Origin of the sequence: Chromobacterium fluminis (assembly GCF_011602385.1) — a bacterium.
In the GTDB taxonomy this organism is placed as follows: Bacteria; Pseudomonadota; Gammaproteobacteria; order Burkholderiales; family Chromobacteriaceae; genus Chromobacterium; species Chromobacterium fluminis.
In genome coordinates, this window is the sequence record NZ_JAAOMA010000009.1 from 61,955 (window position 1) to 85,601 (window position 23,647).

Sequence of the window (23,647 nt, forward strand, 5' to 3'; positions counted from 1 at the left end):
GAGCGCCCGCCGGATAAAAAAACCTTGCGCCGCGCCTTTACGCGGCGTCGCGCTGAGCCTGAGCCTCCACGCCGGGCGCCAGCACCCGGCTCCACAGGAAATGTCCAGCCACCACCAGCGCCACCCACACCATGCCCACCAGCAGCGCGGAGCGGGTATCCTCGAAGTAACCAAGCACGCCGATCACGAACAACATGAAGCCGATCGCCGCCAGCGGCGCGTACGGCCAGAACGGCACCGGGAATTTCAGCTCCGCCGCCTGCTCCTTGCTCATCTGGCGGCGCATCGCCACCTGAGACAGCAAGATCATCAGCCACACCCACACCGTGGCGAAGGTGGCGATGGAGGCGATCAGCAAGAACACGTCCTTGGGCATCAGGTAGTTGAGCACCACGCCCAACAACAAGGCGGCGGCCATGACCAACACCGTCATCCACGGCACGCCGTTGGACGACAGCTTGGCGAAACTCTGCGGCGCCTGGCCCTGACGCGCCATGCCGTAAAGCATGCGGCCGGCGCCGAAGATGTCGCTGTTGATCGCCGAGATCGCCGCCGAGATCACCACCGCGTTGAGAATATGGGCGGCGGCGGGAATGCCCAGGCTTTCGAAAATCTGCACGAAGGGGCTGCCCTGGCTGCCGATCTTCGGCCACGGGAAGATGGACATCAGCACGGTCAGCGTCAGCACGTAGAACAACAGGATGCGCACCGGCACCGCGTTGATCGCGCGCGGGATGGTGCGCTGCGGATCCTGCGCCTCCCCGGCGGAAATGCCGATGATCTCGATGCCGCCGAAGGCGAACATCACCACCGCCAGCGAGGCGACCACCCCGCCCCAGCCATTGGGCATGAAACCACCGTGCGACCACAGATTGTGCAGGCCGCTGGCCTCGGCGCTGCCGAAGCCGAACAGGATGATGGCCACGCCGCCGATGATCATCGCGACGATGGCGCCCACCTTGACGATGGACAGCCAGAACTCCATTTCGCCGAACACCTTGACGCTGCACAGGTTCAAGGCGCCGATGAAGAAGATGATGCTCAGCACCCAGATCCAACGGTCCACTTCCGGAAACCACAAACTCATGTAGATGCCGAAGGCGGTCACGTCGGCCAGGCAGACGATGATCATCTCGAAAGCGTAGGTCCAGCCGGTGATCACCCCGGCCAAGGGGCCAAGGTAGCTGGTGGCGTAATGGCCGAAGGAACCGGCCACCGGGTTATGCACCGCCATCTCGCCCAGCGCGCGCATCACCATGTAGACGGCCGCGCCGCCGATCAAATAAGCCAGCAATACCGCCGGACCGGCCATCTGTATCGCCGCCGCCGAACCGTAGAACAAGCCGGTGCCGATGGCCGACCCCAGCGCCATGAAACGGATGTGACGGGCGGTCAGACCGCGCGTCAGTGTTTGTGTCTGCATCTCTCTCCTCCTGGGCATGGCTGCGCTTGTCGACCGAACGCGGATGCGCCCGCTACGCCGCATCCCGCGGCCCGACATGTTTCGTTGCGCAACCCAGCGCCGGCAAACTGTAGAGCCAGCGTGGACGGACCACAAGACCAAGACGCGGAATCCGCGACAGCTCATGACGAAACCATGTGGACTGCGGGCGCGAACGCGCCGGCGCGTCTCAACGAACGCGCAAGAACAACCTGACCGTTTTTTTCCTTTGCAAAACAATTGCCTGCCCCGCCGCTTATTTGTACAAGCTTGTCGTGCGGGGCCGCGGCATCCGGGCCTTCCCGGCTGCCGTCAGTCGCCGCCGGCGTGAGCGCGGCGGCAATACCCTACCTTCAGAACGTAAGGGTTCTCAGCGCTTCAGCATCGGCAGGTCCAATCCCTGCTCTCTCGCGCAGTTCTCGGCGATCTCATAGCCTGCGTCGGCGTGACGCATCACGCCGGTGCCCGGGTCGTTGCGCAGCACGCGGCCCACGCGCTTGGCCGCGGCGTCGCTGCCGTCGCAGACGATGACCACGCCGGAATGCTGGGAGAAGCCCATGCCCACGCCGCCGCCGTGATGCAGCGACACCCAGGTGGCGCCGCCGGCGGTGTTGAGCAAGGCGTTCAGCAAGGGCCAATCGGACACGGCGTCGGAACCGTCCTTCATGCTTTCAGTCTCGCGGTTGGGCGAGGCCACCGAACCGGAGTCCAGGTGGTCGCGGCCAATTACGATGGGCGCTTTCAACTCACCGTTCTTGACCATCTCGTTGAAGGCCAGTCCCAGGCGGGCGCGGTCCTTCAGGCCCACCCAGCAAATACGCGCCGGCAAGCCCTGGAAGCTGATGCGCTCCTTGGCCATATCCAGCCAGTTATGCAGGTGAGGATCGTCCGGGATCAGCTCCTTGACCTTCTGGTCGGTCTTGTAGATATCTTCCGGATCGCCGGACAGCGCCACCCAGCGGAAGGGGCCGATGCCTTCGCAGAACAGCGGGCGCACATAGGCCGGCACGAAGCCGGGGAAGTCGAACGCGTTGGCCACGCCCTCTTCCAGCGCCATCTGGCGGATGTTGTTGCCGTAGTCCAGCGTGGCGGCGCCGTGCTGCTGCAGAGCCAGCATCGCGCGCACCTGCACCGCCATCGACTGCTTGGCGGCGGCGGTGATTTCGGCGGCGGACGTTTTCTGCTTGGCGCGCCATTGCTCCACGGTCCAGCCCTGCGGCAGATAGCCGTGCACCGGGTCGTGGGCCGAGGTCTGGTCGGTGACCACGTCCGGAGTGATGCCGCGTTCAACCAGTTCCGTGAACACGTCGGCGGCGTTGCCCAGCAAGCCCACCGACACCGCCTTGCCGCTGTGCTTGGCCTCATCAATGATGGCCAGCGCCTCGTCCAGGGTCTTGGCCTTGCGGTCCACATAACGGGTTTTCAGTCGGAAATCGATGCGGGTCTCGTCGCATTCGACGGCGATCATGCTGAAGCCGGCCATGGTGGCGGCCAGCGGCTGGGCGCCGCCCATGCCGCCCAAGCCGCCGGTCAGAATCCAGCGGCCTTGCGGCTTGCCGTCGAAGTGCTGGTTAGCCACGGAGAAGAAGGTTTCGTAAGTCCCCTGCACAATCCCTTGCGAACCGATGTAGATCCAGGAGCCGGCGGTCATCTGGCCGTACATCATCAGGCCCTTCTTATCCAGCTCGTTGAAGTGCTCCCAATTGGCCCAGTGCGGCACCAGGTTGGAGTTGGCGATCAAAACGCGCGGCGCGTCGGCGTGAGTCTTGAACACGCCCACCGGCTTGCCGGATTGCACCAGCAGAGTTTCGTCGTCCTCCAGACGCTTGAGCACGTCCAGGATGGTGTCGTAGCACTTCCAGTCGCGGGCGGCGCGGCCAATGCCGCCGTACACCACCAGGCTTTGCGGATGCTCGGCCACTTCCGCGTCCAGATTGTTCTGGATCATGCGGTAGGCGGCTTCGGTCAGCCAGCTCTTGCAAGTCAATTCGGCTCCGCGCGGCGCGCGGATGTGGCGGGTCGGATCAAAACGCGGGTCGGACATCAGTATTCTCCTTTGTAAACCCGCCGCCGGTTGTGACCCGGCGGGCGGGGAATGACGCTATCGCTAAACGGATTCAGGCTTGTTTCAGATGCCGGCCTATGCTCCACGCCAGCCGGGCGGCGGTCTTGGCGCCGTGGCTGTCTATGTCGAAGGCCGGGTTCAATTCCACCAGGTCGGCGGCCGCCAATTTGCCGCTTTCGGCCAGGCGCCGGACCAGGGCCTCGACCACGGGCAGCGCCACCCCCATGGCGGCGGGGGCGGAAACCGCCGGCATCACGCTGGCGGGCAATACATCCAGATCTATGGTCAGGTAGACGATGTCCACCTGATCGACGAAAGCCATCATCGCGCTGCGCACCGTGGACAAGGTATCCAGCGTCATGTCGCTGTCCAGCGTCCACTTGACGCCGAGCGCGCGGGCGCGGGCGAACAGCGCCTGGGTGTTGGACGGCTCGGCCACGCCCAGGCACAGATAGTGGAAAGGCCGGCCGGCTTGCGCGCAATCGGCGGCGATCTGGGCGAACGGGGTGCCGGAGGTGGCCTCGGCCGCTTCGCGAAGATCAAAATGAGCGTCGAAATTGACAATGCCGATCACCTTGTCCGGATGCGCGGCCGCCAGGCCGCGCCAGGTGCCGTAGGCGGTTTCGTGGCCGCCGCCCAGCACCAGCGGGAAATGACCGTCGGCGCGCAGCCGACGCACTTGTTCCGCCAACCGCGCCTGCGCGGCGTCCAGATCGCCGTCGGCGCAGGCCACGTCGCCGGCGTCGCACAAGGGCAAGGCCTGGTGCCAGGCCAGATTGGCCAACGCCTTGCGGATCGCCGTCGACCCGGCGGCCGCGCCGACGCGGCCCTGGTTGCGGCGCACGCCCTCGTCGCAGACAAAGCCGACGATGCCGACGCCCGGCTCCAGCCCGGCGGCGTAGGGCCGCGCCAGTTGATGCCAGCGCCGCGCCAGATCGCCCTCGCCGGCGTCGATCCGGCCGTTCCAAACACTCATGTCCACGCTCATGCTTCAACAGCCTTTCATATGCTGCGCCACGCCGCGGAACACGCGCTGACGCAAAGGATTGTCGCCCAAGCCGTAAACGATCTCGGCCGGCGAATCGATGTCCCACACCAAGAAGTCGGCGACGCGGCCGGCGGCCAAGCGGCCGTTGCTGCCGCCGCGGCCCAGCGCCTGCGCCGCGTGGCGGGTGACGCCGGCCAGCGCCTCTTCCGGCGTCAGGCCGAACAAGACGCAGGCCTGGTTCATCGCCAACCGGATGGAGGCGAACGGGCTGGTGCCGGGATTGAGATCGGTGGACACCGCCATCGGCACGCCGGCGGCGCGGAGCAGCTCCACCGGCGGCTTCTGGGTCTCGCGCAGGAAATAGAAGGCGCCCGGCAGCAGCACCGCCACGGTGTCGGCGGCCTTCAAGGCCGCCACGCCGGCGGCGTCCAGATATTCAACGTGATCGGCGGACCAGCCGCCGAACTCGGCCACCAATTCGGCGCCGTGCAGATTGGACAGCTGCTCGACATGCCCCTTGACCTTGAGACCATGCGCGCGCGCCGCCTCGAACACGCGGCGGGTCTGCGCCGGGCTGAAGCCCACGCTCTCGCAGAAAGCGTCAACCGCCTCCGCCAAGCCGGCGCTCGCTGCGGCCGGCAGGATGGCGTCGACGATGTGGTCGATGTAGGCGTCGGCGCGGCCGGCGAACTCCGGCGGCAGCGCGTGAGCGGCCAGCAAGGTGGCGGACACTTCCACCGGCAGCTCGTCCCGCAAACGCCGCGCCGCGCGCAATTGCTTGAGTTCGTCTTCCAGACTCAGGCCGTAGCCGGACTTGATTTCCACCGTGGTCACGCCCTCGGCCATCAAGGCGCGCAGCCGCGGCTTGGCGGCGGCGGCCAGGCCGGCCTCGTCCAACGCCCGAGTGGCGCGCACAGTGGATACGATGCCGCCGCCCTCGGCGGCAATCTGTTGGTAAGGCACGCCGTTGAGGCGCTTTTCCCATTCGGCGGCGCGGTTGCCGCCGTAGACCAAGTGGGTGTGGCAATCGATGAAGCCTGGGGTGATCCAGGCGCCCTGGGCGTCGATCACCGCGCCGTCGAAACCCGCGGGGTCGATATCCGCGGCCGGCGGCAACGCGACGATGCGGCCGGCTTCCAGCAAAAGCGCATGGCCTTCCAAGGCGCCGTAGGGCGCCGGGAGGCTCGGGTCCATCGTCGCCAGCCTGGCGTTGATCCACAGGCTACGGCGATCCGTTTCGGCTTGACTCATGGTGGGCTCGTTGCGGGTTATTTGTATATACAATTAATCCTATCCAAACTGCCTGTCAAGTTTGGCGCCGTGATTTTTGTAAATAGGCAGAATTGGCAGATTGTGCTTACAGGACAATCATTTGATGTTGCATGGCAACAAAAAAGCCGCCCAGAGGCGGCTTGTGCGAGCGCGAAAATTCAACGCTAATTTGTATATACATTAAAACGCCGCAAACCATCAGGCGCCACGGCGCGGACGCTTAGCGCTTGACCCGGGTTTGCGAACGCAGCTTGTAGCGCGAGCCCGGATGGGTCAGCCGCGCAAAGCTGACCAGCTTCTTGTGCGACCAGGTGCGGCGTAAAACCAACAGGCAGGGCTCACGCGCCGTCATGTCCAGCATCGCCTGCTCCGCCGCGCTGGGCAGCACCGCCTCCACGCTGTGCTCGATATCGGTCAGCGGGCAATTTTTCATCAGGTAGTCATTGGGCGTGCGGCTGCTGAAGTCCTGTTCCAGATAATCCGGCGCGAAGGCGGGGTTGACGTAGCGGTCTTCCAGCTGAATGGCCACATCGTCCTCTCGGTGCACGATCAAGGAGCGAAATACCGTACTGCCTTCCTTTACCCCCAGGCGCAAGGCCACGTCCTCGGTGGCGAGCACGGCCTTGAGTTCGTAAACGTCGGCGCTGTGGCGGTGGCCGCGCGCCTCGATTTCCTCGGAGATATTGTTGATGTCCAGCAAAGGCGACTCAGCCTTGCGCTCGGCCACATAAGTGCCGTCGCCGGCGAAGCGCAGCAGGATGCCGGCCTCGGCCAGATCGCGCACCGCCTTGTTGACGGTCATGCGCGACACCTGGAACTGGCGCGCCAACTCCAGCTCTGGCGGGATCTTGCCGCCGGGCAGAAACTGGCGGGAGCGGATGCCTTCGAGGATGTATTCCTTGATGCGCAAATAACGCGGTTGTGCTGTGGATGACACCTTGGGAACCTAGAAGATTGAACGGTTGGCAAAAGGATTGTAGCCCAAGGCGGCGCGCAAGCCCCTGATCCAGCGCAGACAAAACCGGCCGCGGGCATTGCCGCCGCCGCTTGTCTGCGCCAAGATGGAAGCCCGTCGCCCGTTTGCGAGGCCTGACATGACGCTTGAGCAATGGTTGCAAGAGTATGATCTCAGTCACCGCCATCCCGTCAATATCCGCATTCATAAAATCTGCGTGCCCGCCATCGTGTTCGCGCTCTTGGGCCTGCTATCCAGCGTGCCCTCGCCGCTGAACCTCGCCTGGCTGGCCGCGGCGGCCGGCCTGGCCTTCTATTGGCGGCTGGGCCGCGCGCCCGCGCTGGCGATGGCGGCGATGTGCCTGCCCATGCTCTTGCTTCTGGAGGCGGCGACGCGAGCCGGCCTGCCGCTGGCGTTCCTCTCTCTGGGGCTGTTCGTCGTCGCCTGGATCGGCCAGTTCGTCGGCCACGCGATCGAAGGCAAAAAGCCCTCCTTCCTGCGCGACCTGCAATTCCTGCTGATAGGTCCGCTATGGACGCTGCGCCGCTGGCTATAGCGCGCTATCATCGGTTTTTTGCCCGGAACCCCGTATGTCCGTCGCCCTGCCTCCCGCCGCCTCGCTGTCCAACCGCGCGCCCGGCGTCGATATTCTCGTGATTGCCGCGGCGGATTTCCACGCGGAAATCTCCTTGCTGGGCGGCCAGTTGCTCAGTTTCCGCCCCGCCGGCGAACAACCCTTGCTGTATTTGTCGCCGCAGGCGCGCTACCTGCCGGGCAAGGCCATACGCGGCGGCGTGCCGCTGTGCTGGCCCTGGTTCGGCCCGCACCCGGACGACCCGACGCAGCCGGCCCACGGCGTGGCGCGCACGCAAGCCTGGCGCCTGGACGAAGTCCGGGAAGACGCCGGCGCGTTCCACGTGAAACTCTCCGGCCCCCAACACCACGGCCTTACGGCGGAAATGGAATACCGGCTGGGCGCAGCGGTGGAGGCGGCGCTGACCACCCGCAATCACGGGGATCGTCCCCTGCGACTGGGCGCCGCGCTGCACAGCTATCTGGCCGTAGGCGACGCGCGTCTGGCCACGCTGTCCGGCCTGGACGGCGCACGCTGTCACGACAAAGTGGCAGGCCGCGAACGCCGCTGGCCGGACGGCGAGTTCCGCTTTCACGGCGAAGTGGACAGCATTGTTTACAGCGAGCGGCCCGCCTTGCTCCGCGACCCGGTCTGGCAACGTTGCATTCGCGTCACAGCGGAAGGCGCCGGCAGCGTGGTGGTATGGAACCCGGCGGCTGAAAAGACGGCCTTGCTGGGCGACTTGCCGACAACCGCCTGGCTTGATTTCATCTGCGTGGAAACCGCCAACGCCGGCGACGATGTCCGAGAGCTTGCTCCCGGCGCCAGCCATCGCCTGGCTTGCCGCTTGACGCTGGAGCCCTTCCACGCCGAGGCCGGGGTATAATGAGGGCCGAAACCGCCGCGGCCCTCAGCCCGGCGGACCGCGTTTTTCAGTTCCGGAACCCCTAGCGATGGCCAGACCCGACAAGATTTCCCGTTTCCTGCCGATTTCCTTTGCCAACGGCAACAGCGTGCGCCGCTTCGGCAAACACTGCCCCAGCTGTCGCGCGATGGTGGGCTCGGAGCATATGGAAGGCATCGCCAGCAAGCAGCAGGACAAGATCTTCCTCGCGGCCCAGGCGCGCTGCCCGTCCTGCGGCGCCGGCTTTCCGGTACGTTGCGTGATTACCGACGACAAACGCGTTCACCGCGTGCTGCTCCCGCACTGGGCCTTCCGCATGTGGCTGCACATGGCCACCCGCAACGATCCGCAACCGCCCGGCGACGACAACTGGACGCTGGAGGAAGCCCCGACGGAAACCGCGCAGCAAGGCTTCGTGCTGCCCGACAACGCCTTCGTCACCCGTTCAGAGGAAGTGCTGGGTCGTTTTCAGGGAGAGCCGATCAACGCCTGGATCGAATATCAGGGCCAGCGCTTCGTGTTCGAGCGCGCCGCGCCGCCCAGCGGCGACGCCCGGCTGGACGCCAGCGAACTGCTGTTTGAGGGCCGGCTGATTTACCGTCAGGCTTGAGCGGCGACCTTTAAAAACAACGGCAGCCCGCGGGCTGCCGTTTTTGCGTTCTAAAGCCTAGTACGGCTCACGATCGCGCGCGCCACCGAACTCTCCGTGTCGCGTCCCGCGAAGCGCAGCGGATCGTGAGCAAACCTTAGAACGTGTTTACGATCTCGCGAGCTAAGGCGAGACAAGGCGAAAACGAGCGAAAAAGCGGAATGTACTCGTGGTACATGAGCATTTTGAGCTTGGTTTCAACCGCCGTATCGCCGACGCGCAGCAGATCGTAAACAGGTTCTTAGTGTGCAACGGCCGGGTAACGCTCCCCCACCCACGCCTCGAAACGGCGGCACATTTCCGTCTCCCCCGCGGTGTTGTCGGCGATCAGCTCGGCGCCGTGCACCAGACGTATCGTCGCGTCCAGCCGCTCCGGGTAATCCCGCGCATAATCCCGTTCCGCGGCGGCGGCGATCAGCCTCTCCGCTTCCCTCCAGGCCTCGTCCACGCTGAGGTCGCAGGCTTCCGCCAGATAACGGGCGTTGAAATGCTCGCCGGTCAGGCTCAGCAAAGTGGCGTCGTGATCTAGGCTGTTGCCCGGAGCCCAGTAATGCTTGGCCAGCAGCGGGCCGATCGCCGGATTGTCGGTCAGATAGCCGTATTCGCGCAGGAAATGGGCCCGGGTCTGATACACCGCCATATGCGCCAGCAGATAGCCGTGATAAGACGCCGCCGACTCCTGATTCAACAGATGCGGAATCGCCAGCAGCGGTCGCGGGCCGCATTCGACGCCCAAGATCTCGCGCTCGCAGCGGCGCGCCAGCGCCAACACCGTTTCCGGCGTCAGTTCCGCCTCCGGCAGCCGGTACAGCTCGCGCTCGAAGTAAGCGACCACGGCGATGGACCGCTCGGAGAAGGCGAAGAAAGGCTGGATCGCCTCAATGCGCGCGCGGATCAGCGCGTCCGGCATCGCCTCGCCCGCGGCGTTGCGCGCGTAGCGCTTCAGCCAGTCGGCGTCGTTCAGCAGGCTGTCGCAGAACATGCTCTGGGTTTCGGCGTAAGCCATCGAGGTGGGCGCGAACTCCTGGGAGAAGCACGGCGCGTTTTGGATCACATTGGCGAAATGAGCGGCGTGGCCGCCTTCGTGGAACAAAGTGTTGATCGCGCGCGCGCCACTGCCCACCTGATCCGGCGTGGCGTCGGCGGTGAAATTGATCCTGCCCGGCACCCAACGGCCGCCGTCGTAATAGCTGGGCACCGGCCCGTGGCAGAAGCCGTTCTGATACTTGCCTTTGCGCTCCACGAGGTCCAGCTGCATGGTGGCCTGCCGGTATTGCACGCCCAAGCGGCGAAAACTCAGCACCCAGCGTTCCACCGCCTTGGAGAACGGCAGATAGGGATCCATCTGCCGGGTAACGTCGCCGCTCATATGGAAGCGCAGATTGTACGGCAGCAACGCCTCCGCGCCTTTGTCGTCGGCCAAGCGCCGCAGCGCCCGCTGATTGGCGTCGCGGGTGCGCGCTTCGAAATCATCGAGCACGGCGAACAGCTCCTCCGACCTCATCTGCTCGTTCTTGCGCACCTTGTGCTCAAAATAATCGGCGCTGCCCAGGCTGCGCGCCAGCGCGTTGCGTTGTTTGACGATGTCGAGAAAACCGTTGTCCAGCACCCAGCGCTCCAGATCGAGCAAGGCGTCGTGCGAGCTTTTGCGCGCGGCGAGATCTGGGTTGGTGGCCATATTGATGGCCAGCATGGTGAGCGTCGCCTCTTCGCGCTCGCCGCGCTCGTTGATGTGGCTGAGCGCGAGGTCGCGGCGCTTGGCGAACAACTCGGCCTCCATCTCGATCAGCCGGCGCATCTGCTCCTGCGCCGCCGCGCTGGCGATGATGTTGCTTTCAAACAGGGCCAACCAACCCTGATAGCCGTGCAGCAAGGCGTCGCGCTCCGCGCCGGCCGGCTGCGCCTGCAAACGCTCCAAGGCCGCGCGCACCACCGACAGCCGTTCCGGGCTGGAGATAAAGGCTTTGTAGTCGGCTTCGGCGCGAGCGAAACCGTCGTGGTCGTCGGACACCGCCATATAGGTGTCCCAGAACAGGTCTTCCTTGGTTTTGTGCACCGCCAGGTAATCGTGGTTGAGCTGGTCGAACTCCGCGCGCAGTTCGGCAATTGCTGTCATCTTGCTACTCTCCTTTGCGCTGTCCATCAGCTGCTTTTGGCAGGCCTGGACAGTCTGTTTATGAAATTTGCATTGAGTGTGCGCGCGCCTTCCACACGGGTCAAGTGCGAGCCGCTCCCATCGCTAAGCACCTGTTCAACGCCGTATCGCCGACGCTCAACGGACATTGAACAGGCGCTTAGCTCGCGAGATCGTGAACTGGCTCTAACAACTGGCGGCAGCCCATTGCAGCACTTCGCGCCGAGGGCCGGAGAACGGAGGCGGCACCGCGGACAACAGCAGGCTCAGCCGCGGCTCCGCGCCCAGCGGCTGCACCACGAAGCCCAGCCGTCGCGCCAATTGCAACATGGCGATGTTGCCCGGCGCGCAATCGGCCCAGATCCGGTGCCAGCCCAGCTGCCGATAGCCGAAGTCCAGCATCATTCGCGCCGCTTCCAGCGCGTAGCCCTGGCCCCAGGCCGACTCCGCAAGCTCGATGCCGAAGCCGGCTTCGCCGCCGCGCTCCAGTCCGCGCAGACCCACCGAGCCCAGCAGCGCCTTGTCTTCGACGCGCACGATGGCCAGCTGCCAGGCTCGCCGGGGAGAATCGCGCTGCTGCTCCAGAAAGCGCAGCAACCATTGCCCGCTGCGCGCCGGCGTCACTTCTTCAGGCGGGTAATGACGAGCGAACTCGCGGCCGCTGCGCGCCATCGCGTAGGCAGAGTGGTCGTCCGGGCGGAAATCGCGCAGCATCAGGCGCCGACTGTAGAGCAAGGGGCTCAGCATAAGCCGCCCTTCTCCAGCCTCAGCCGGTGAATGCGCTGTTCCAGCTCCTGACGCTGGTATTGCCCTTGTTGATCTTGGTGTTGAGCCTGGCTTTCTCGCCATGCTTTATCGGCCAACGCCGCGTGGTCGTCGCCGAGAATGTCGCGCAGCAAGTGCCGCGACAGGGGAATAAAGAACAATGCCATGATGGCGTAACCTGTAAAGAACGATAAAGATCATGGACGGCTGGCCCGCGGGGAGCGGGAAGGCGTCCGGCATGCGTCGTCTGGCTTGTGGGGCCTGGCGACGCTGCGCAGTCTGCTACCGGGCCGGCATGGCGTCAAGCATAATCTGCGTGAAACATCCCCATGGCATGACAAGAAAACGGCAACGGCCGCGCCCTCCGAAGCGGCCGTCCAGCGTCGGCGCTTAGAACGTGTTTATGATCTCGCGAGCTAAGGCGAAAACGGCCGAGAAAGCGGAATGGTCATACGGTACATGAGCATTTCGAATGCTGTTTTCAACGCCGTATCGCCGACGCGCAGCAGATCGTAAACAGGTTCTTAGCGCCACCAACCTAGATATCGGGCCAGGCTGGTGGAAATGGCCGCATCGGTCAGCCCCAATTGCAGGCCGACCATCGCCGCGTAAAGCTGCATGCCGTGTTCGTCCGGCATATAGGGCAGCGCCCAATCGCTCAACATCGGATACAGCAAGCAAGCCAGCAACAGGCCGGCCGCCAGCGCCGCCCCCACCCAGGCGCGGGAACGCGCGCGCAGGGCCAAGCGGATCAAAAGGTCCGAACCGAAGAAAACCACGCTAACCAAATAGAGCGCCATGACGCGCCTCCTTGCAAAATATTGACCATGTCACTCCGCCGCCGGCAGCACGAAGGCGGCGCGGAGCGAATGCTTGTTTTTGGGGCAATCAGGGCGGCAACGGCATCACAACGATGCATAGGCGGCGCGGTGCGGCCGCGCTCGGTGCTCTGGAACTACAGACACGGGCCGGATTCGGCTCGGCAATGGGCCGGAGCCGAAAGTGTCCGGCGACGGCCCATTGAGTGGTTTATAGCAAATTATCCTAATGAAAACAGCCCGCGTTTCTTGCGAAACGCGGGCTGTCCTGACGGCGGAAAAATCAGGCCGCGACGGCTCGTCGCCCCTGCCACATCTGCAGCAAGCCGGCGACGGAGTACAGCAGCAAAGCTGCCCAGATCAAGCCGAAACCGATGGCGCGGCCGCTGTCGAAGGCTTCGCCGAACAACAACACGCCCAACGCCAACTGGATGCTGGGGCCGATGTACTGAATCACCCCCACCGTCGCCAGCTTGAGCCGGCGCGCGCCGGCGGCGAACAGCAACAAGGGCACCGCGGTCACCACGCCGGCGCCGATCAGCAAGCTGGTCTGCGCGGCGGAACCATGGCCGAAAGCCCCCTGCCCCTGCCATTCGAACCAGACCAGCGCCACCGCCGCCAGCGGCGTCATCAGGAAGGTTTCCAGCGCCAGCCCCTCCAGCGAAGCCAGCGGCGCTTTCTTGCGCAGCAGTCCGTACAGGCCAAAGGTGACCGCCAGCGACAGCGCGATCCACGGCAACGCCCCGGCGCTGTAGGTGATCCAGGCCACGCCGGCCGCCGCCAGCAGCAAGGCGGCGTTCTGCAAACCGCTCAGGCGCTCGGACAGGAAGAGCCTGCCCAGCAGCACGTTGAACAGCGGATTGATGAAGTAACCCAGGCTGCCCTCCACCACGTGTCCGGCGTTCACCGCCCAGATATAGATCAGCCAATTCAAAGACAGCAGCAAGGAAGACAAGGCGAAAATGCCGAGCTTGCGCGGTTCGCGCACCGCCGCCGGCAACCAGCCCCAATGATTGCGCACGGTCAGCACCGCAGCGACGAACAGCGCCGACCAAACAATGCGGTGGCACAGAATTTGCAAAGCCGGGACATCGTGCAGCGGCTTCCAGTACAGCGGAAACAGACCCCAACAGATGAAGGCGGCAACGGTGAAAGCGACGCCGCGGCCGCTTTCGGAAGTAGAAGCATTTGAACTCATGGGATTTCACACAGCAAGGGAGGGGGTCAGGATGACAGCTTAACCAAATTGCCTCAGCGGAAAAACCGCTATTCAATCAACAGATTGTTCAATATTTAAAACAATGACTTTCCAAATGGCAAGCATGCTGCGCTGGCACAATCGCCGCAGTCGCCGTCCACATCAGTCAATCTCTTTGACGTTGACGTAAACGTAACTTATAGTCCGATCAAATAGAGAAAAGACTCTAGAACCCAGCCCCGGACCAGGGACCGCGCCGACATGTCAAGCAGGCCGGCGATCAAAAACAACACCGGCTGGAGATGGAGCTCAACCGCTGACAACAAAGGAGAAGCCGTCGGCGCCGCATAGACCGCAACCATGCGGCGGGCGCAGACACACCGGGCCGCCGCCCTGGATAGAATCTGTTTACGATCGTAAATACGTTCTTAAGGGGCGGTGGCATCGGGCCAGCGGGTCTAAAACTTAAGGAGAAGGCCGGCCGCACGCGCCCACAAGGCTCAGGCCGGCCCCATCGCCACAAGCGATGGGACGTCCACAGCGCGGCGCTGGCGCCCGCGGGACGCGCCCGAGAATGACAGGAGGAGAAACCATGTCGATCCGCCACGCAGACCTGGAAGAAAAATACACGGCCCCCACCGGCCAGGTGCTGATGACCGGGATTCAGGCGCTGGTGCGCCTGCCCATGCTGCAACAACAACTGGACCGCGCCGCCGGGCTCAATACCGCCGGCTACGTCACCGGCTATCGCGGCTCGCCGCTGGGCAACGTAGACCAGACCATGCAGAAGGCCGGCAAATACCTGCAGGAGCACAATGTTGTGTTCCATCCCGGCCTTAACGAGGACCTGGCCGCCACCGCGGTCTGGGGCACTCAGCAGGTGAATATGTTCGACGGCGCCAAATACGACGGCGTCTATTCACTGTGGTACGGCAAGGGCCCGGGCGTGGATCGCTCCGGCGACGTGCTCAAGCATGGCAACGCCGCCGGCACCAGCCGTTACGGCGGGGTGCTGCTGGTGGCCGGCGACGACCATGCGGCCAAGTCGTCCACCTTCCCGCATCAATCCGACCACATCCTCGCCGCCAGCATGATTCCGGTGCTCAGCCCGTCCGGGGTGCAGGAAATCATCGATTACGGCCTGCATGGCTGGGCGATGAGCCGCTATTCCGGCTGCTGGGTATCCATCAAGGCGATCTCCGACACCATTGAAAGCTCGGCCATCGTCGACATCTCGCCGGAACGGCTGCAGTTCAAGATTCCGGCGGACTTCCCGCTGCCGGAAGACGGCCTCAACATCCGCTGGCCGGACGCCCCTCTGGCGCAGGAAAAACGCGTGCTGCACCACCGCTTGTACGCGGCCCTGGCCTATGCCCGCGAAAACAAGCTGAACCACATCACCCTGGATTCGCCCAAGCCGCGGCTGGGCATCATCACCTGTGGCAAAAGTTATCTGGACGTGATGCAGGCGCTGGACGATCTGGGCATAGACGAAGCCCTGGCCGCCGATATCGGCTTGCGCATCTTCAAGGTGGGCATGGTGTGGCCGCTGGAGCCGGAAGGCGTGCGCCAGTTTGCCGAAGGACTGGAAGAAATCCTGGTGGTGGAGGAAAAACGCCAGATCATCGAGTACCAGCTGAAAGAGCAGCTGTACAACTGGCGCGATGACGTGCGACCGCGCGTGGTGGGCAAGTTCGCCGAAAAAGGCGAATGGGCGCTGCCGCACGGCGACTGGTTGCTACCGGCCGCCGGCGAACTGACCCCCGCGATGATAGCGCGCGCGATCGCCGGCCGGCTGGCGCTGATTTTCGACAGCCCCATCATCCACGACCGGCTGAAGTTCTACGACGACAAGGAAGCCCAGCTGGTCCAGCCTCGCGAATCCATCGCCCGCGTGCCGCACTACTGCTCCGGCTGTCCGCACAACACCAGCACCAAGGTGCCGGAAGGCAGCCGCGCCGTCGCCGGCATCGGCTGCCACTACATGGCGCACTGGATACAGGCCGACAGCACCAAGACCTTCACCCAAATGGGCGGCGAAGGCATCACCTGGGTGGGCCAGGCGCCGTTCACTCACACCAAACACATTTTCACCAATCTGGGCGACGGCACCTACTTCCACTCCGGCCTGCTGGCCATCCGCGCCGCCGTGGCCGCCAAGGTCAACATTACTTACAAGATCCTGTACAACGACGCGGTGGCGATGACAGGCGGCCAGCATGTGGACGGTTATCTGGACGTGCCGATGATCACCCGCCAACTGGCGGCGGAAGGCATTAAGCGCATCGTGATCACCAGCGACGACCCGGACAAATACCAGAACGTCCAGGGCTTGGCGGCCGGCGTGGAAGTCTTCCACCGCCGCGAGCTGGACCGGCTGCAAAAAGAACTGCGCGAAGTCGAGGGCACCAGCATCCTGATCCACGATCAGACCTGCGCCGCCGAGAAGCGCCGCCGCCGCAAACGCGGAGATTTCCCCGACCCCGCCAAACGCGCCTTCATCAACCAGCAGGTATGCGAGGGTTGCGGCGATTGCGGCCAGAAATCCGGCTGTCTGTCGGTGCTGCCGGTGGAAACCCCGCTGGGGCGCAAGCGCAAGATCGACCAATCCAGCTGCAATAAGGACTATTCCTGCGTAGAAGGCTTCTGTCCCAGCTTCGTCACCGTGGAAGGCGGCCAACTGAAGAAATCCGCCGGCAGCAGCGCCAGCCTGAGCACGATGCCGACACTGCCTGAACCGAAGATCCCGCAGCTCCATGAGCCGTTCAGCATCATGGTCACCGGCGTGGGCGGCACCGGCGTGGTCACCATAGGCCAGGTGCTGGGCATGGCCGCCTATCTGGACCGCAAAGGCGTCACCGTGCTGGACATGGCCGGCCTGGCGCAAAAAGGCGGCTCGGTGTGGTCGCATGTGCGCATCGCCGACAGCCAGGACAAGCTGCACGCCGTGCGCATCGCCGCCGGCGACGCCAACCTGGTGCTGGGCTGCGACCTGGTGGTGACCGCCGCCGAGGAGGCGCTGGCCAAAATGCGCGACGGCTTCAGCCACGCCATCGTCAACAACTACGAATCGCCGACCAGCGCCTTCCTGAAGAATCCGGACGTGCGCTTCCCCAGCAAGGCGATGAAAGACGCCATCATCGAATCGGTGGGCACCGGCCGCTACAGCGAGGTCAACGCCACCCGGCTAGCCACCTCCCTGCTGGGCGACGCTATCGCCAGCAATATGTTCATGCTTGGCTACGCTTGGCAAAAGGGCTTGGTTCCGGTAACGCTGGAAGCCATCATGGAAGCGGTGCGCCTGAACGGCGCCGCGGTCAAGTTCAACCAGGACGCCTTCAGTTGGGGCCGACACGCCGCCCACGACCCGGCGCGCATCGAAGCGCTGGTCAGTCCGTCGGCGGTGGTGGCCTTCGTTCCACGTGAAACTCCCGACGCGGTGCTGCACCATCGCGCCACCGCGCTGACCGCCTACCAGAACGCGGCGCTGGCCGAACGCTACAAGACGCTGGTGGCCCGCGTGCGTCAGGCCGAGGAAGCGCTGAACCCGGCCAGCAGCGCGCTGACGCTGGCGGTGGCCAAGAACTACTACCACGTGCTGGCGTACAAGGACGAGTTCGAAGTGGCCAGGCTCTACACCGACGGCGGCTTCCAGCGTGAGCTGGCGCAGCAGTTCGAAGGCGATTACCAACTACGCTTCCACATCGGCGCAGGCTGGATCACCGGCGGGCAGCCGCGCAAAGTGGCTTTCGGCCCCTGGCTGCTGACCGGCATGAAGTGGCTGGCCAAGCTGCGCTTCCTGCGCGGCACCCTGCTGGACCCGTTTGCCCGGCAGGCCGACCGCAAGCTGGAGCGTCGACTGATCGGCGTGTTTGAGCGGCAGGTGGAAGACTTGCTGGGCGGACTGACGCTGGACGCGCTGCCGCGCGCGGTGGAGTTGGTGAAAACCTGGGAAGGCGTGCGCGGCTTCGGCCACATCAAGGAGCGCAACTACCAGCAGGCCAAGAGCAAACAGGCCCAGTTGCTGGGCGAACTGAAGCCGGGCGGCAAAAACCGCCAGGTGGCCTAAGAGCCGCTAACAAAACTCAGTTTTACGGCTGAGGCAAGGCGCGCCGACGCAGGCAGTACAAGTCGTACGACAAGGAGGCGCAACGCAGTATCAGGAGTTTTGTTAGCAGGTCTAGAACGGATTGAAGTTGCTGTAAACGTAGTACCCGAGTGTTCCTACAGCTTGCGGGCGTCGACCATGTCGACGCCCTCTTTTTTTCCCGCCCGTTCTTTCTGCCGGTCAAACCGACTTCGAATTGAAAATGCCAATCGCATTTTCTAATATTAAAGATAGCGCGCTGCCGCCAACTCAAAACTCAAACAAACCGATATGGAGACCCGCCATGCCCCTGACCCCTCGCCACTGGCTGCTCGCTTCCGCCTGCGCGCTCTTGCTCGGCTGCGCGGCCACGCCCGGCAGCGACCGCTGCGCCGGCCAGACCCAGCCGGCCTTGCCCGGCATGGCCGCGGTGGACAATCCCGATCTGCTGAATAGCGCATTGGGCCAACCCGGCAAAGGCGGCCTGTGCGCCGGCCAGGTGCGACGCCAGGAGCCGGCGGATCAAACGGTGACCGTCTACCGCGTCTACGACAACAACAAAGCCAACTCGCGCCTGGGCCGCTGGTGGTCGTTCAGCCAGCCGCAAGGCTCGGTGTCCACCTACCGCGCCGCCAACGCCATCTGCCCGAGCTGGAGCCAGCTCAACCGCATGGTGCGCTGCCAGCTCAAGGTGGGCGCGCAAGTGGCGGTGGGCCCCGGCCAGAGCGCCGATTGCGCGCCGGACGCCAACTATCCGCCTTCGCCGGTCAATCAGGTTTACATCCCCAACTCCGGACCGGACACCTTGTGGGTGGAGCAATGCCAGGATATGGGTGATTTCCCGCCGACCTCTTGAGCGAGACTCCACTCAATTGACGTCAACCATCCAAGCCATCAGCATGGTCGTTTATTCCAACAAGAGAAACGACCATGCGCCTTAAATCCATGCTCGCCGCCGGCCTGTGCGCCGCCCTATTCCACACCGGCCCGGCGTTCGCCGCCGAAGACAGCGTAACCGCCGCCAAAGCGCTGCTGCAGGCAATGCGTTACGACGAGATCATCGCGCAAACGATGCAACAGATGGAAGCCACCATGCAGCAGCAAATGGAGCAGCAGCTGTGGCAAAACCTGCCAAACTGCGCGGAGACGCCTGACTGCAAAAGCAAGGTCGGCACCTTTTTGCAGCAGATGATGAAAACCCAGCAAGCCTATTTCCACTCTCCCGAAACCCGCAAATTGATGAACGAAGTGCAGGTCCAAGCGCTGAGCAAGAATTTTAGCGTCGCCGAGATCCGCGAGATGAGCGCTTTCTATCAGACCCCCACCGGCAGCAAGATGCTGCGGCTGATGCCCAAGATCACGGCGGAAATCGGTCCGGTGCTGATGAAGGACATCGGCCAGCGCTTGATGCCCGAGCTCAAGCAGCAGATGGACGAGTTCGCGCGGCGGAACGACGTCCGCTAAACCGGCCAACACGCAGCAAAACGGGGCCAGCGGCCCCGTTATTGTTGTCCAGCGCCTGCGGCGCTTAGCTCTGACGCACCACCATCGCCTGCTCCGGCGCCGGGAAGCCGCCGGCGGCCAGGGTCTCGCGAATCACGCGGTTGCTGTCAAAATACACCTGCCAATAGTCCTGCGGCTTGCAATACGGCCGCACAGCCAACACCGGTCCCAAGGGCGTGAACTCCAGCAGGCCAACGTCCGGCGCCGGGCTGGCCAGCACATTGGGCACCTTGGCCACCGTCTCCCGCAGCAAACTCATCGCCGCGGCGTGATCGGCGCTGGCGGCCAACTGGGCTTTCAGGTCTACTCGGCGCTGCTCGGTGGCGCTGAAGTTCTGGATGGTGTCGGAAAAGATTTTGTTGTTGCCGATCAGGGTCAGCACCCCGTCCGGCGTATCCACCGCGGTGGCGAACAGACCAATGTGCTTGACCGTGCCGACGACGCCGGCCACGCCCACCAGATCGCCCACTTTGAACGGCCGCAACACCACCAGGAAGATGCCGGCGGCGAAGTTGGCCAACAAGCCGCTCCAGGCCATGCCGACCGCCACGCCGGCGGCGGCGATCACTGCGGCGAAGGTCGTGGTCTGCACTCCGAAGAAACCGAGAATGCCGATCACCAGCACGATAGTCAGCGTCACATCCAGGAAAGATCTCACATACTGACGAATAGTGTGGTCCAGCGACTTGCTGGCCAGCTTGGCGTCCAGCAGCCGGGTGGCGAAATTGATCAGCCAGCGGCCAACCAGCCACAGCAAGATGGCCGATAAAATGTTGAGGCCGATTTTCACCGCCAGATCGGTCCAGTGACTCCAGTTAATGGCATCCATTTGTAAATCCCCCTTTTCAACGGTTTTGCAACATGTTTAAAGATAGGAGATTGACACAGAAATACCAAATGAATTTTAAATGCGAAGCCACGCCGCAGTTCTTTAAAGCCTCTTCAAGTTCTCGCGAGCCGACGCGCGGCGGATCCTGCGCCGCCTCTCAGACCTTGGACAAGGCGCGGCAGGTCTCCCCTATGCCACCCAGAATGCGCAGGTCGAAGGCGTGATCCATGCGCGTGGGCGTGTAATTGATCAAGGCGGTGGCCACGCCGGCCTGCGCCGCTTCCAAAGGAATCAGATTGACCGGCGACACCTCCAGCGACGAGCCCATCACCAGCAGCAGGTCCGCCTGCAAGGCGGCGTCGAAGGCCAACTCAATCAAGGGCACCGCCTCCCCGTACAACACCACGTCGGGCTTGAGCACGTCGTGGCACAGCCGGCAGACCGGCAATGGGTGATGCAGCACGTAATCCAGCGCGTGAGTGGTGTCGCAGCTGGGACAGCTGGCGGTCAGCAAGCTGCCGTGCAATTCCAGTACCTGGCCGCTGCCGGCGCGCGCGTGCAGGCCGTCTATGTTCTGGGTCAGCACCGTCACCCGCTTGCCCTGTTGCTCCAGTTCCGCCAGGAATTGGTGCCCGGCGTTGGGCCGGTAATCGCCAATCAACTTGATGCGGAAGATCTCTCGAAACGCCAGCCAGAACGCCTCCGGGTCGCTGCGGAAATAATCGATGGACACCACTTCGGCCAAGCTCATGCTGCGCGACCACAGGCCGTTGGCGGAGCGAAAGTCCGGGATGCCGGATTCGGTGCTCATGCCGGCGCCGGTCAGCGCCACAATGGTTTCCGCCTGCTCCAGCATCTGGCGAAGGCGGTGTATTTGCTCGGACATCTATGCATTCCAGCTAATGAATGAAGCGAAATCTAAGCCAGGTTCAATCAGCGATAACAACGCCAAACCACAGCTTAGCTTTTCCATGCCGTAGGCTCAGCCGGCCGTTGGCACAGGGTATTTGACGGCGTTTTTCGCCATCTTGTCGCGTACCGCCGCGTCCAGATCCACTCCCGTCACCATCGCCAGCCGCGTCAGGTAGAGCAGCACGTCGGCAATTTCCTCCTGCAGATGGGAGAAGCGCGCCGGATCGTCGCGCAGCGCGACAGCCTCCTCGTCGCTCAGCCATTGGAAGATTTCCGCCAATTCGCCCACCTCTCCCACCAAAGCCAGCATCAGGCCGCGCGGCGTGTGGTAACGGTTCCAATCGCGTTCATCGGCAAAACGCTGCAATGCGGCGGTGAGCTTTTCAGTAGAGATCAGGGCTTCGGTCATCGTTCTATCCGGGTTTCACGTGGAACATCAGGCGCTTGCCGCCTCAGAATCGGTGCAAAGTCTCGCGAGCAAGACAAGGCGTTGCGGCAGAGAAAGCGGAGTGTACATACGGTATATGCGCATTTCGAAGTTGTACTCACCGTGTAACGCGCCACAACGCGCAGCAGGCATTGAGCAGGTTCTTAAACCTTTATCTTATTCCACCAGCTCCAAACTCACCGAACCGTCGCCATGCTCCGCCGCCAGGCGGAACTGCGGCTGGCGCGCCAGATAGCGCAACGCGCCGGCGCCGGTGTCGAAGCGCATGGCGACGCCGGCCACCGGCAGGATGCGCCAGGCCGGCTTGGCCGCCGGGTCCACCACCTTGCGCTCGGCCAGATAGGCGGCCACCGCCGCGCGGTTTTCGTCCGGAGAATCCACCACCACGCGGCTGGCGTCGATGCCGGGGAAGTGGCCGCCGCCGGAGGCGCGGTAGTTGTTGGTGGCCACCAGGAAGCTGGCGTTCTCGTCTATCGGCTTGCCCTGATAGCTCAGCTTGACGATGCGATGGCTGTCCGGCGCCGCCAGCTTGCCGTCGGCGTCGTAGCGCGCCGGCCGGCTGACGTCGATCTCATAGCTGACGCCGGCGATGCTGTCGAAGTTGTAGGAACGGAACTCCGGGTTCAGCAACGGCTGGGTCTTGGGGCCTTTGGGATCGATGCGCAGAAACTGCCCAGCCGACATCTCCAGCCATTCGCGCACTTCACGGCCGCTGACCTTCACCGCCTTCAGCGTGTTGGGATAGATATAGAGATCGGCCAGATTGCGGATCGCCAGCGGGCCGGCCGGGATGTCGGTGTAGTAATTCCAGCCCTGACGGCCGCCGGCCTTGAACGGCGCGGCAGCGGACAGCACCGGCAAGCCTTCGTACTCGGTGCCCTTGACCGCGTTCTTCACATACCAGGCCTGGGCCTCCGCCACAATCTGCACCGAGGGATCGTCCGCCGCCTGGGCGAAGTAGCTGTAGATGGGCGCGCGGGTTTCCGCCACCTTGCCGCGCACATAGTCCAGCGTCCGGCGGTGTTCGGCGGCGATCAGCTCGGCCACCTTGGGCTCGGCGGCCGCCAGCGATCGCTTGGCCTGCTTATCGTAGATGGCGCGCAAGCCGGCCTGTTTGCCGCTGACTTTCCAGCCGCCGTCGCCGCGCTCCAGCACCAGGTCCACCACGCCGATATGGTCGCCCCAGCGTCCCGGCATCACCGCCGGCACGCCGTTGATGGTGCCGGCGGCCAGGTCCACCTTGGAATAGCCGGCGAAGGCGGAAGACGGGAATTCCGCGTGAGCGTGGCCAAACAAGATGGCGTCGATGCCGGCCACCTCGGCCAGGCCGGCCAGGCCGGCCACCGAGTTCTCGGCGAAGCGCGCGCTCTCGCCTTTTTCAAAACCGGAATGCGGCACCGCGATCACGATGTCGGCGCCCTTCTGCTTGAGCTCGGGCAGATAGCGGCGCGCGGTGTCGACGATGTCCCTCACCTCCACCTTGCCCTGCAGATTGGCCTTGTCCCACTGCATGATCTGCGGCGGCACAAAGCCGATCACGCCGATGTTCAGCGTCTGCGGTTGGCCGTCCTCATCCTTGAACTCCCGCTTGAGCAACACATAGGGCTGGAAATAGGGCTGGCCAGTCTTGGCGTCCACCACATTGGCGTTGACATAGGGGAAGGCCGCCGTCTTCAGCGCCTGGCTCAGGAAGGGCAAGCCGTAATTGAATTCGTGGTTGCCGATATTGCCGGCGTCGTAACCCAGCCAGTTGAGGACTTTGTAGGCGGGATGAACCTCGCCTGCGCGCAGCGGCTGAACCTTGGCCACCAGATCGCCCAAGGGATTGCCCTGCAACAGGTCGCCGTTGTCTATCAGCAGATTGTTGGGCGCCTCTTGCCGCGCCGCGCGGATCAGCGTCACCGCGCGCGCCAGGCCGAAATCCTGCGTCGGCTTGTCCTGGTAGTAGTCGTAATCCAGCAGGTTCATGTGCACGTCGGAGGTTTCCAACACCCGCAGCTTCAGCGGGGCGGCCCAGCCGTTGGCGGCCAGCGCGGCCAACAGGGAGGAGACGAGGAGAGGCGCAAGTTTCACGGGACAGCCCTTTTCTGGTTTTATCGCGCCCG

The 23,647-nt window shown here is 63.9% G+C and carries 20 protein-coding genes; 6 read left to right on the top strand and 14 right to left on the bottom strand.

Annotation, left to right across the window (positions count from 1 at the left end):
- Positions 1 to 37: 37 nt before the first annotated feature.
- The 5 genes from HA052_RS08455 to hutC all read right to left on the bottom strand — a co-directional run bounded on the left by HA052_RS08455 (position 38) and on the right by hutC (position 6,703).
- Positions 38 to 1,423, bottom strand: a complete 1,386-nt coding sequence (locus HA052_RS08455; protein WP_166451588.1) for an amino acid permease — start codon at positions 1,421 to 1,423, stop codon at positions 38 to 40.
- Between the two features lie 388 nt (positions 1,424 to 1,811).
- Positions 1,812 to 3,485 carry a urocanate hydratase gene (gene hutU / locus HA052_RS08460; RefSeq protein WP_166451589.1) on the bottom strand — a complete coding sequence of 558 codons (1,674 nt, stop codon included), beginning with the start codon at positions 3,483 to 3,485 and terminating at the stop codon, positions 1,812 to 1,814.
- 73 nt (positions 3,486 to 3,558) lie between these two features.
- A complete protein-coding gene (gene hutG, locus HA052_RS08465; RefSeq protein WP_240937313.1) occupies positions 3,559 to 4,482 on the bottom strand; it encodes a formimidoylglutamase in 924 nt (307 codons plus the stop codon).
- 15 nt (positions 4,483 to 4,497) lie between these two features.
- On the bottom strand, positions 4,498 to 5,745 hold the full coding sequence (gene hutI, locus HA052_RS08470) for an imidazolonepropionase (protein ID WP_166451591.1): 1,248 nt from the start codon (positions 5,743 to 5,745) through the stop codon (positions 4,498 to 4,500).
- A gap of 241 nt (positions 5,746 to 5,986) precedes the next feature.
- Entirely contained in the window at positions 5,987 to 6,703 is a 717-nt protein-coding gene (gene hutC, locus HA052_RS08475) for a histidine utilization transcriptional repressor HutC (protein ID WP_019104164.1), read from the bottom strand.
- A gap of 157 nt (positions 6,704 to 6,860) precedes the next feature.
- On the opposite strand from hutC, the gene HA052_RS08480 reads away from it, so the two are divergent.
- From HA052_RS08480 to HA052_RS08490, 3 genes are all read left to right on the top strand, one after another.
- Positions 6,861 to 7,277, top strand: a complete 417-nt coding sequence (locus tag HA052_RS08480) for an Mpo1 family 2-hydroxy fatty acid dioxygenase (protein ID WP_166451592.1) — start codon at positions 6,861 to 6,863, stop codon at positions 7,275 to 7,277.
- Positions 7,278 to 7,311: 34 nt separating this feature from the next.
- Positions 7,312 to 8,181: a D-hexose-6-phosphate mutarotase gene (locus HA052_RS08485; protein WP_166451593.1), complete on the top strand. Its 870-nt coding sequence runs from the start codon at positions 7,312 to 7,314 to the stop codon at positions 8,179 to 8,181.
- A gap of 67 nt (positions 8,182 to 8,248) precedes the next feature.
- On the top strand, positions 8,249 to 8,809 hold the full coding sequence (locus tag HA052_RS08490) for a hypothetical protein (RefSeq protein ID WP_081547479.1): 561 nt from the start codon (positions 8,249 to 8,251) through the stop codon (positions 8,807 to 8,809).
- 280 nt (positions 8,810 to 9,089) lie between these two features.
- Here HA052_RS08490 and HA052_RS08495 read toward each other — a convergent pair whose 3' ends face one another.
- The 5 genes from HA052_RS08495 to rarD all read right to left on the bottom strand — a co-directional run bounded on the left by HA052_RS08495 (position 9,090) and on the right by rarD (position 13,763).
- Entirely contained in the window at positions 9,090 to 10,964 is a 1,875-nt protein-coding gene (locus HA052_RS08495; RefSeq protein ID WP_166451594.1) for a M3 family metallopeptidase, read from the bottom strand.
- 204 nt (positions 10,965 to 11,168) lie between these two features.
- The gene (locus HA052_RS08500) at positions 11,169 to 11,729 is read right to left on the bottom strand and encodes a GNAT family N-acetyltransferase (RefSeq protein WP_166451595.1); all 561 of its coding nucleotides are present in this window, start codon (positions 11,727 to 11,729) and stop codon (positions 11,169 to 11,171) included.
- On the bottom strand, positions 11,723 to 11,914 hold the full coding sequence (locus tag HA052_RS08505; RefSeq protein WP_166451596.1) for a hypothetical protein: 192 nt from the start codon (positions 11,912 to 11,914) through the stop codon (positions 11,723 to 11,725). Before HA052_RS08505 ends, HA052_RS08500 begins: the two co-directional genes overlap by 7 nt.
- A 357-nt stretch (positions 11,915 to 12,271) precedes the next feature.
- Entirely contained in the window at positions 12,272 to 12,547 is a 276-nt protein-coding gene (locus HA052_RS08510) for a hypothetical protein (RefSeq protein ID WP_081547485.1), read from the bottom strand.
- Between the two features lie 301 nt (positions 12,548 to 12,848).
- Complete coding sequence (gene rarD / locus HA052_RS08515) at positions 12,849 to 13,763, bottom strand: EamA family transporter RarD (protein ID WP_166451597.1); 915 nt, start codon at positions 13,761 to 13,763, stop codon at positions 12,849 to 12,851.
- Positions 13,764 to 14,355: 592 nt separating this feature from the next.
- Here rarD and HA052_RS08520 point away from each other — a divergent pair.
- The 3 genes from HA052_RS08520 to HA052_RS08530 all read left to right on the top strand — a co-directional run bounded on the left by HA052_RS08520 (position 14,356) and on the right by HA052_RS08530 (position 19,314).
- On the top strand, positions 14,356 to 17,832 hold the full coding sequence (locus HA052_RS08520) for an indolepyruvate ferredoxin oxidoreductase family protein (RefSeq protein WP_166451598.1): 3,477 nt from the start codon (positions 14,356 to 14,358) through the stop codon (positions 17,830 to 17,832).
- Between the two features lie 322 nt (positions 17,833 to 18,154).
- Entirely contained in the window at positions 18,155 to 18,706 is a 552-nt protein-coding gene (locus HA052_RS08525; RefSeq protein ID WP_166451599.1) for a hypothetical protein, read from the top strand.
- A gap of 74 nt (positions 18,707 to 18,780) precedes the next feature.
- A complete protein-coding gene (locus HA052_RS08530; RefSeq protein ID WP_166451600.1) occupies positions 18,781 to 19,314 on the top strand; it encodes a DUF2059 domain-containing protein in 534 nt (177 codons plus the stop codon).
- Positions 19,315 to 19,378: 64 nt separating this feature from the next.
- Here HA052_RS08530 and HA052_RS08535 read toward each other — a convergent pair whose 3' ends face one another.
- From HA052_RS08535 to HA052_RS08550, 4 genes are all read right to left on the bottom strand, one after another.
- A complete protein-coding gene (locus HA052_RS08535; protein ID WP_081547495.1) occupies positions 19,379 to 20,182 on the bottom strand; it encodes a mechanosensitive ion channel family protein in 804 nt (267 codons plus the stop codon).
- A gap of 157 nt (positions 20,183 to 20,339) precedes the next feature.
- A complete protein-coding gene (locus HA052_RS08540; RefSeq protein ID WP_166451601.1) occupies positions 20,340 to 21,068 on the bottom strand; it encodes an NAD-dependent protein deacylase in 729 nt (242 codons plus the stop codon).
- A gap of 96 nt (positions 21,069 to 21,164) precedes the next feature.
- Positions 21,165 to 21,503: a nucleotide pyrophosphohydrolase gene (locus HA052_RS08545; RefSeq protein WP_166451602.1), complete on the bottom strand. Its 339-nt coding sequence runs from the start codon at positions 21,501 to 21,503 to the stop codon at positions 21,165 to 21,167.
- 195 nt (positions 21,504 to 21,698) lie between these two features.
- Positions 21,699 to 23,615 carry a bifunctional 2',3'-cyclic-nucleotide 2'-phosphodiesterase/3'-nucleotidase gene (locus HA052_RS08550; protein ID WP_166451603.1) on the bottom strand — a complete coding sequence of 639 codons (1,917 nt, stop codon included), beginning with the start codon at positions 23,613 to 23,615 and terminating at the stop codon, positions 21,699 to 21,701.
- Positions 23,616 to 23,647: the final 32 nt, after the last annotated feature.

Coding starts and splice junctions, on each gene's coding strand:
- HA052_RS08455 (WP_166451588.1), bottom strand. CDS start 1,423: ATGCAGACACAAACACTGACGCGCGGTCTGACCGCCCGTCACATCCGT.
- hutU (WP_166451589.1), bottom strand. CDS start 3,485: ATGTCCGACCCGCGTTTTGATCCGACCCGCCACATCCGCGCGCCGCGC.
- hutG (WP_240937313.1), bottom strand. CDS start 4,482: ATGAGTGTTTGGAACGGCCGGATCGACGCCGGCGAGGGCGATCTGGCG.
- hutI (WP_166451591.1), bottom strand. CDS start 5,745: ATGAGTCAAGCCGAAACGGATCGCCGTAGCCTGTGGATCAACGCCAGG.
- HA052_RS08480 (WP_166451592.1), top strand. CDS start 6,861: ATGACGCTTGAGCAATGGTTGCAAGAGTATGATCTCAGTCACCGCCAT.
- HA052_RS08485 (WP_166451593.1), top strand. CDS start 7,312: ATGTCCGTCGCCCTGCCTCCCGCCGCCTCGCTGTCCAACCGCGCGCCC.
- HA052_RS08490 (WP_081547479.1), top strand. CDS start 8,249: ATGGCCAGACCCGACAAGATTTCCCGTTTCCTGCCGATTTCCTTTGCC.
- HA052_RS08495 (WP_166451594.1), bottom strand. CDS start 10,964: ATGACAGCAATTGCCGAACTGCGCGCGGAGTTCGACCAGCTCAACCAC.
- HA052_RS08500 (WP_166451595.1), bottom strand. CDS start 11,729: ATGCTGAGCCCCTTGCTCTACAGTCGGCGCCTGATGCTGCGCGATTTC.
- HA052_RS08505 (WP_166451596.1), bottom strand. CDS start 11,914: ATGGCATTGTTCTTTATTCCCCTGTCGCGGCACTTGCTGCGCGACATT.
- HA052_RS08510 (WP_081547485.1), bottom strand. CDS start 12,547: ATGGCGCTCTATTTGGTTAGCGTGGTTTTCTTCGGTTCGGACCTTTTG.
- rarD (WP_166451597.1), bottom strand. CDS start 13,763: ATGAGTTCAAATGCTTCTACTTCCGAAAGCGGCCGCGGCGTCGCTTTC.
- HA052_RS08520 (WP_166451598.1), top strand. CDS start 14,356: ATGTCGATCCGCCACGCAGACCTGGAAGAAAAATACACGGCCCCCACC.
- HA052_RS08525 (WP_166451599.1), top strand. CDS start 18,155: ATGCCCCTGACCCCTCGCCACTGGCTGCTCGCTTCCGCCTGCGCGCTC.
- HA052_RS08530 (WP_166451600.1), top strand. CDS start 18,781: ATGCGCCTTAAATCCATGCTCGCCGCCGGCCTGTGCGCCGCCCTATTC.
- HA052_RS08535 (WP_081547495.1), bottom strand. CDS start 20,182: ATGGATGCCATTAACTGGAGTCACTGGACCGATCTGGCGGTGAAAATC.
- HA052_RS08540 (WP_166451601.1), bottom strand. CDS start 21,068: ATGTCCGAGCAAATACACCGCCTTCGCCAGATGCTGGAGCAGGCGGAA.
- HA052_RS08545 (WP_166451602.1), bottom strand. CDS start 21,503: ATGACCGAAGCCCTGATCTCTACTGAAAAGCTCACCGCCGCATTGCAG.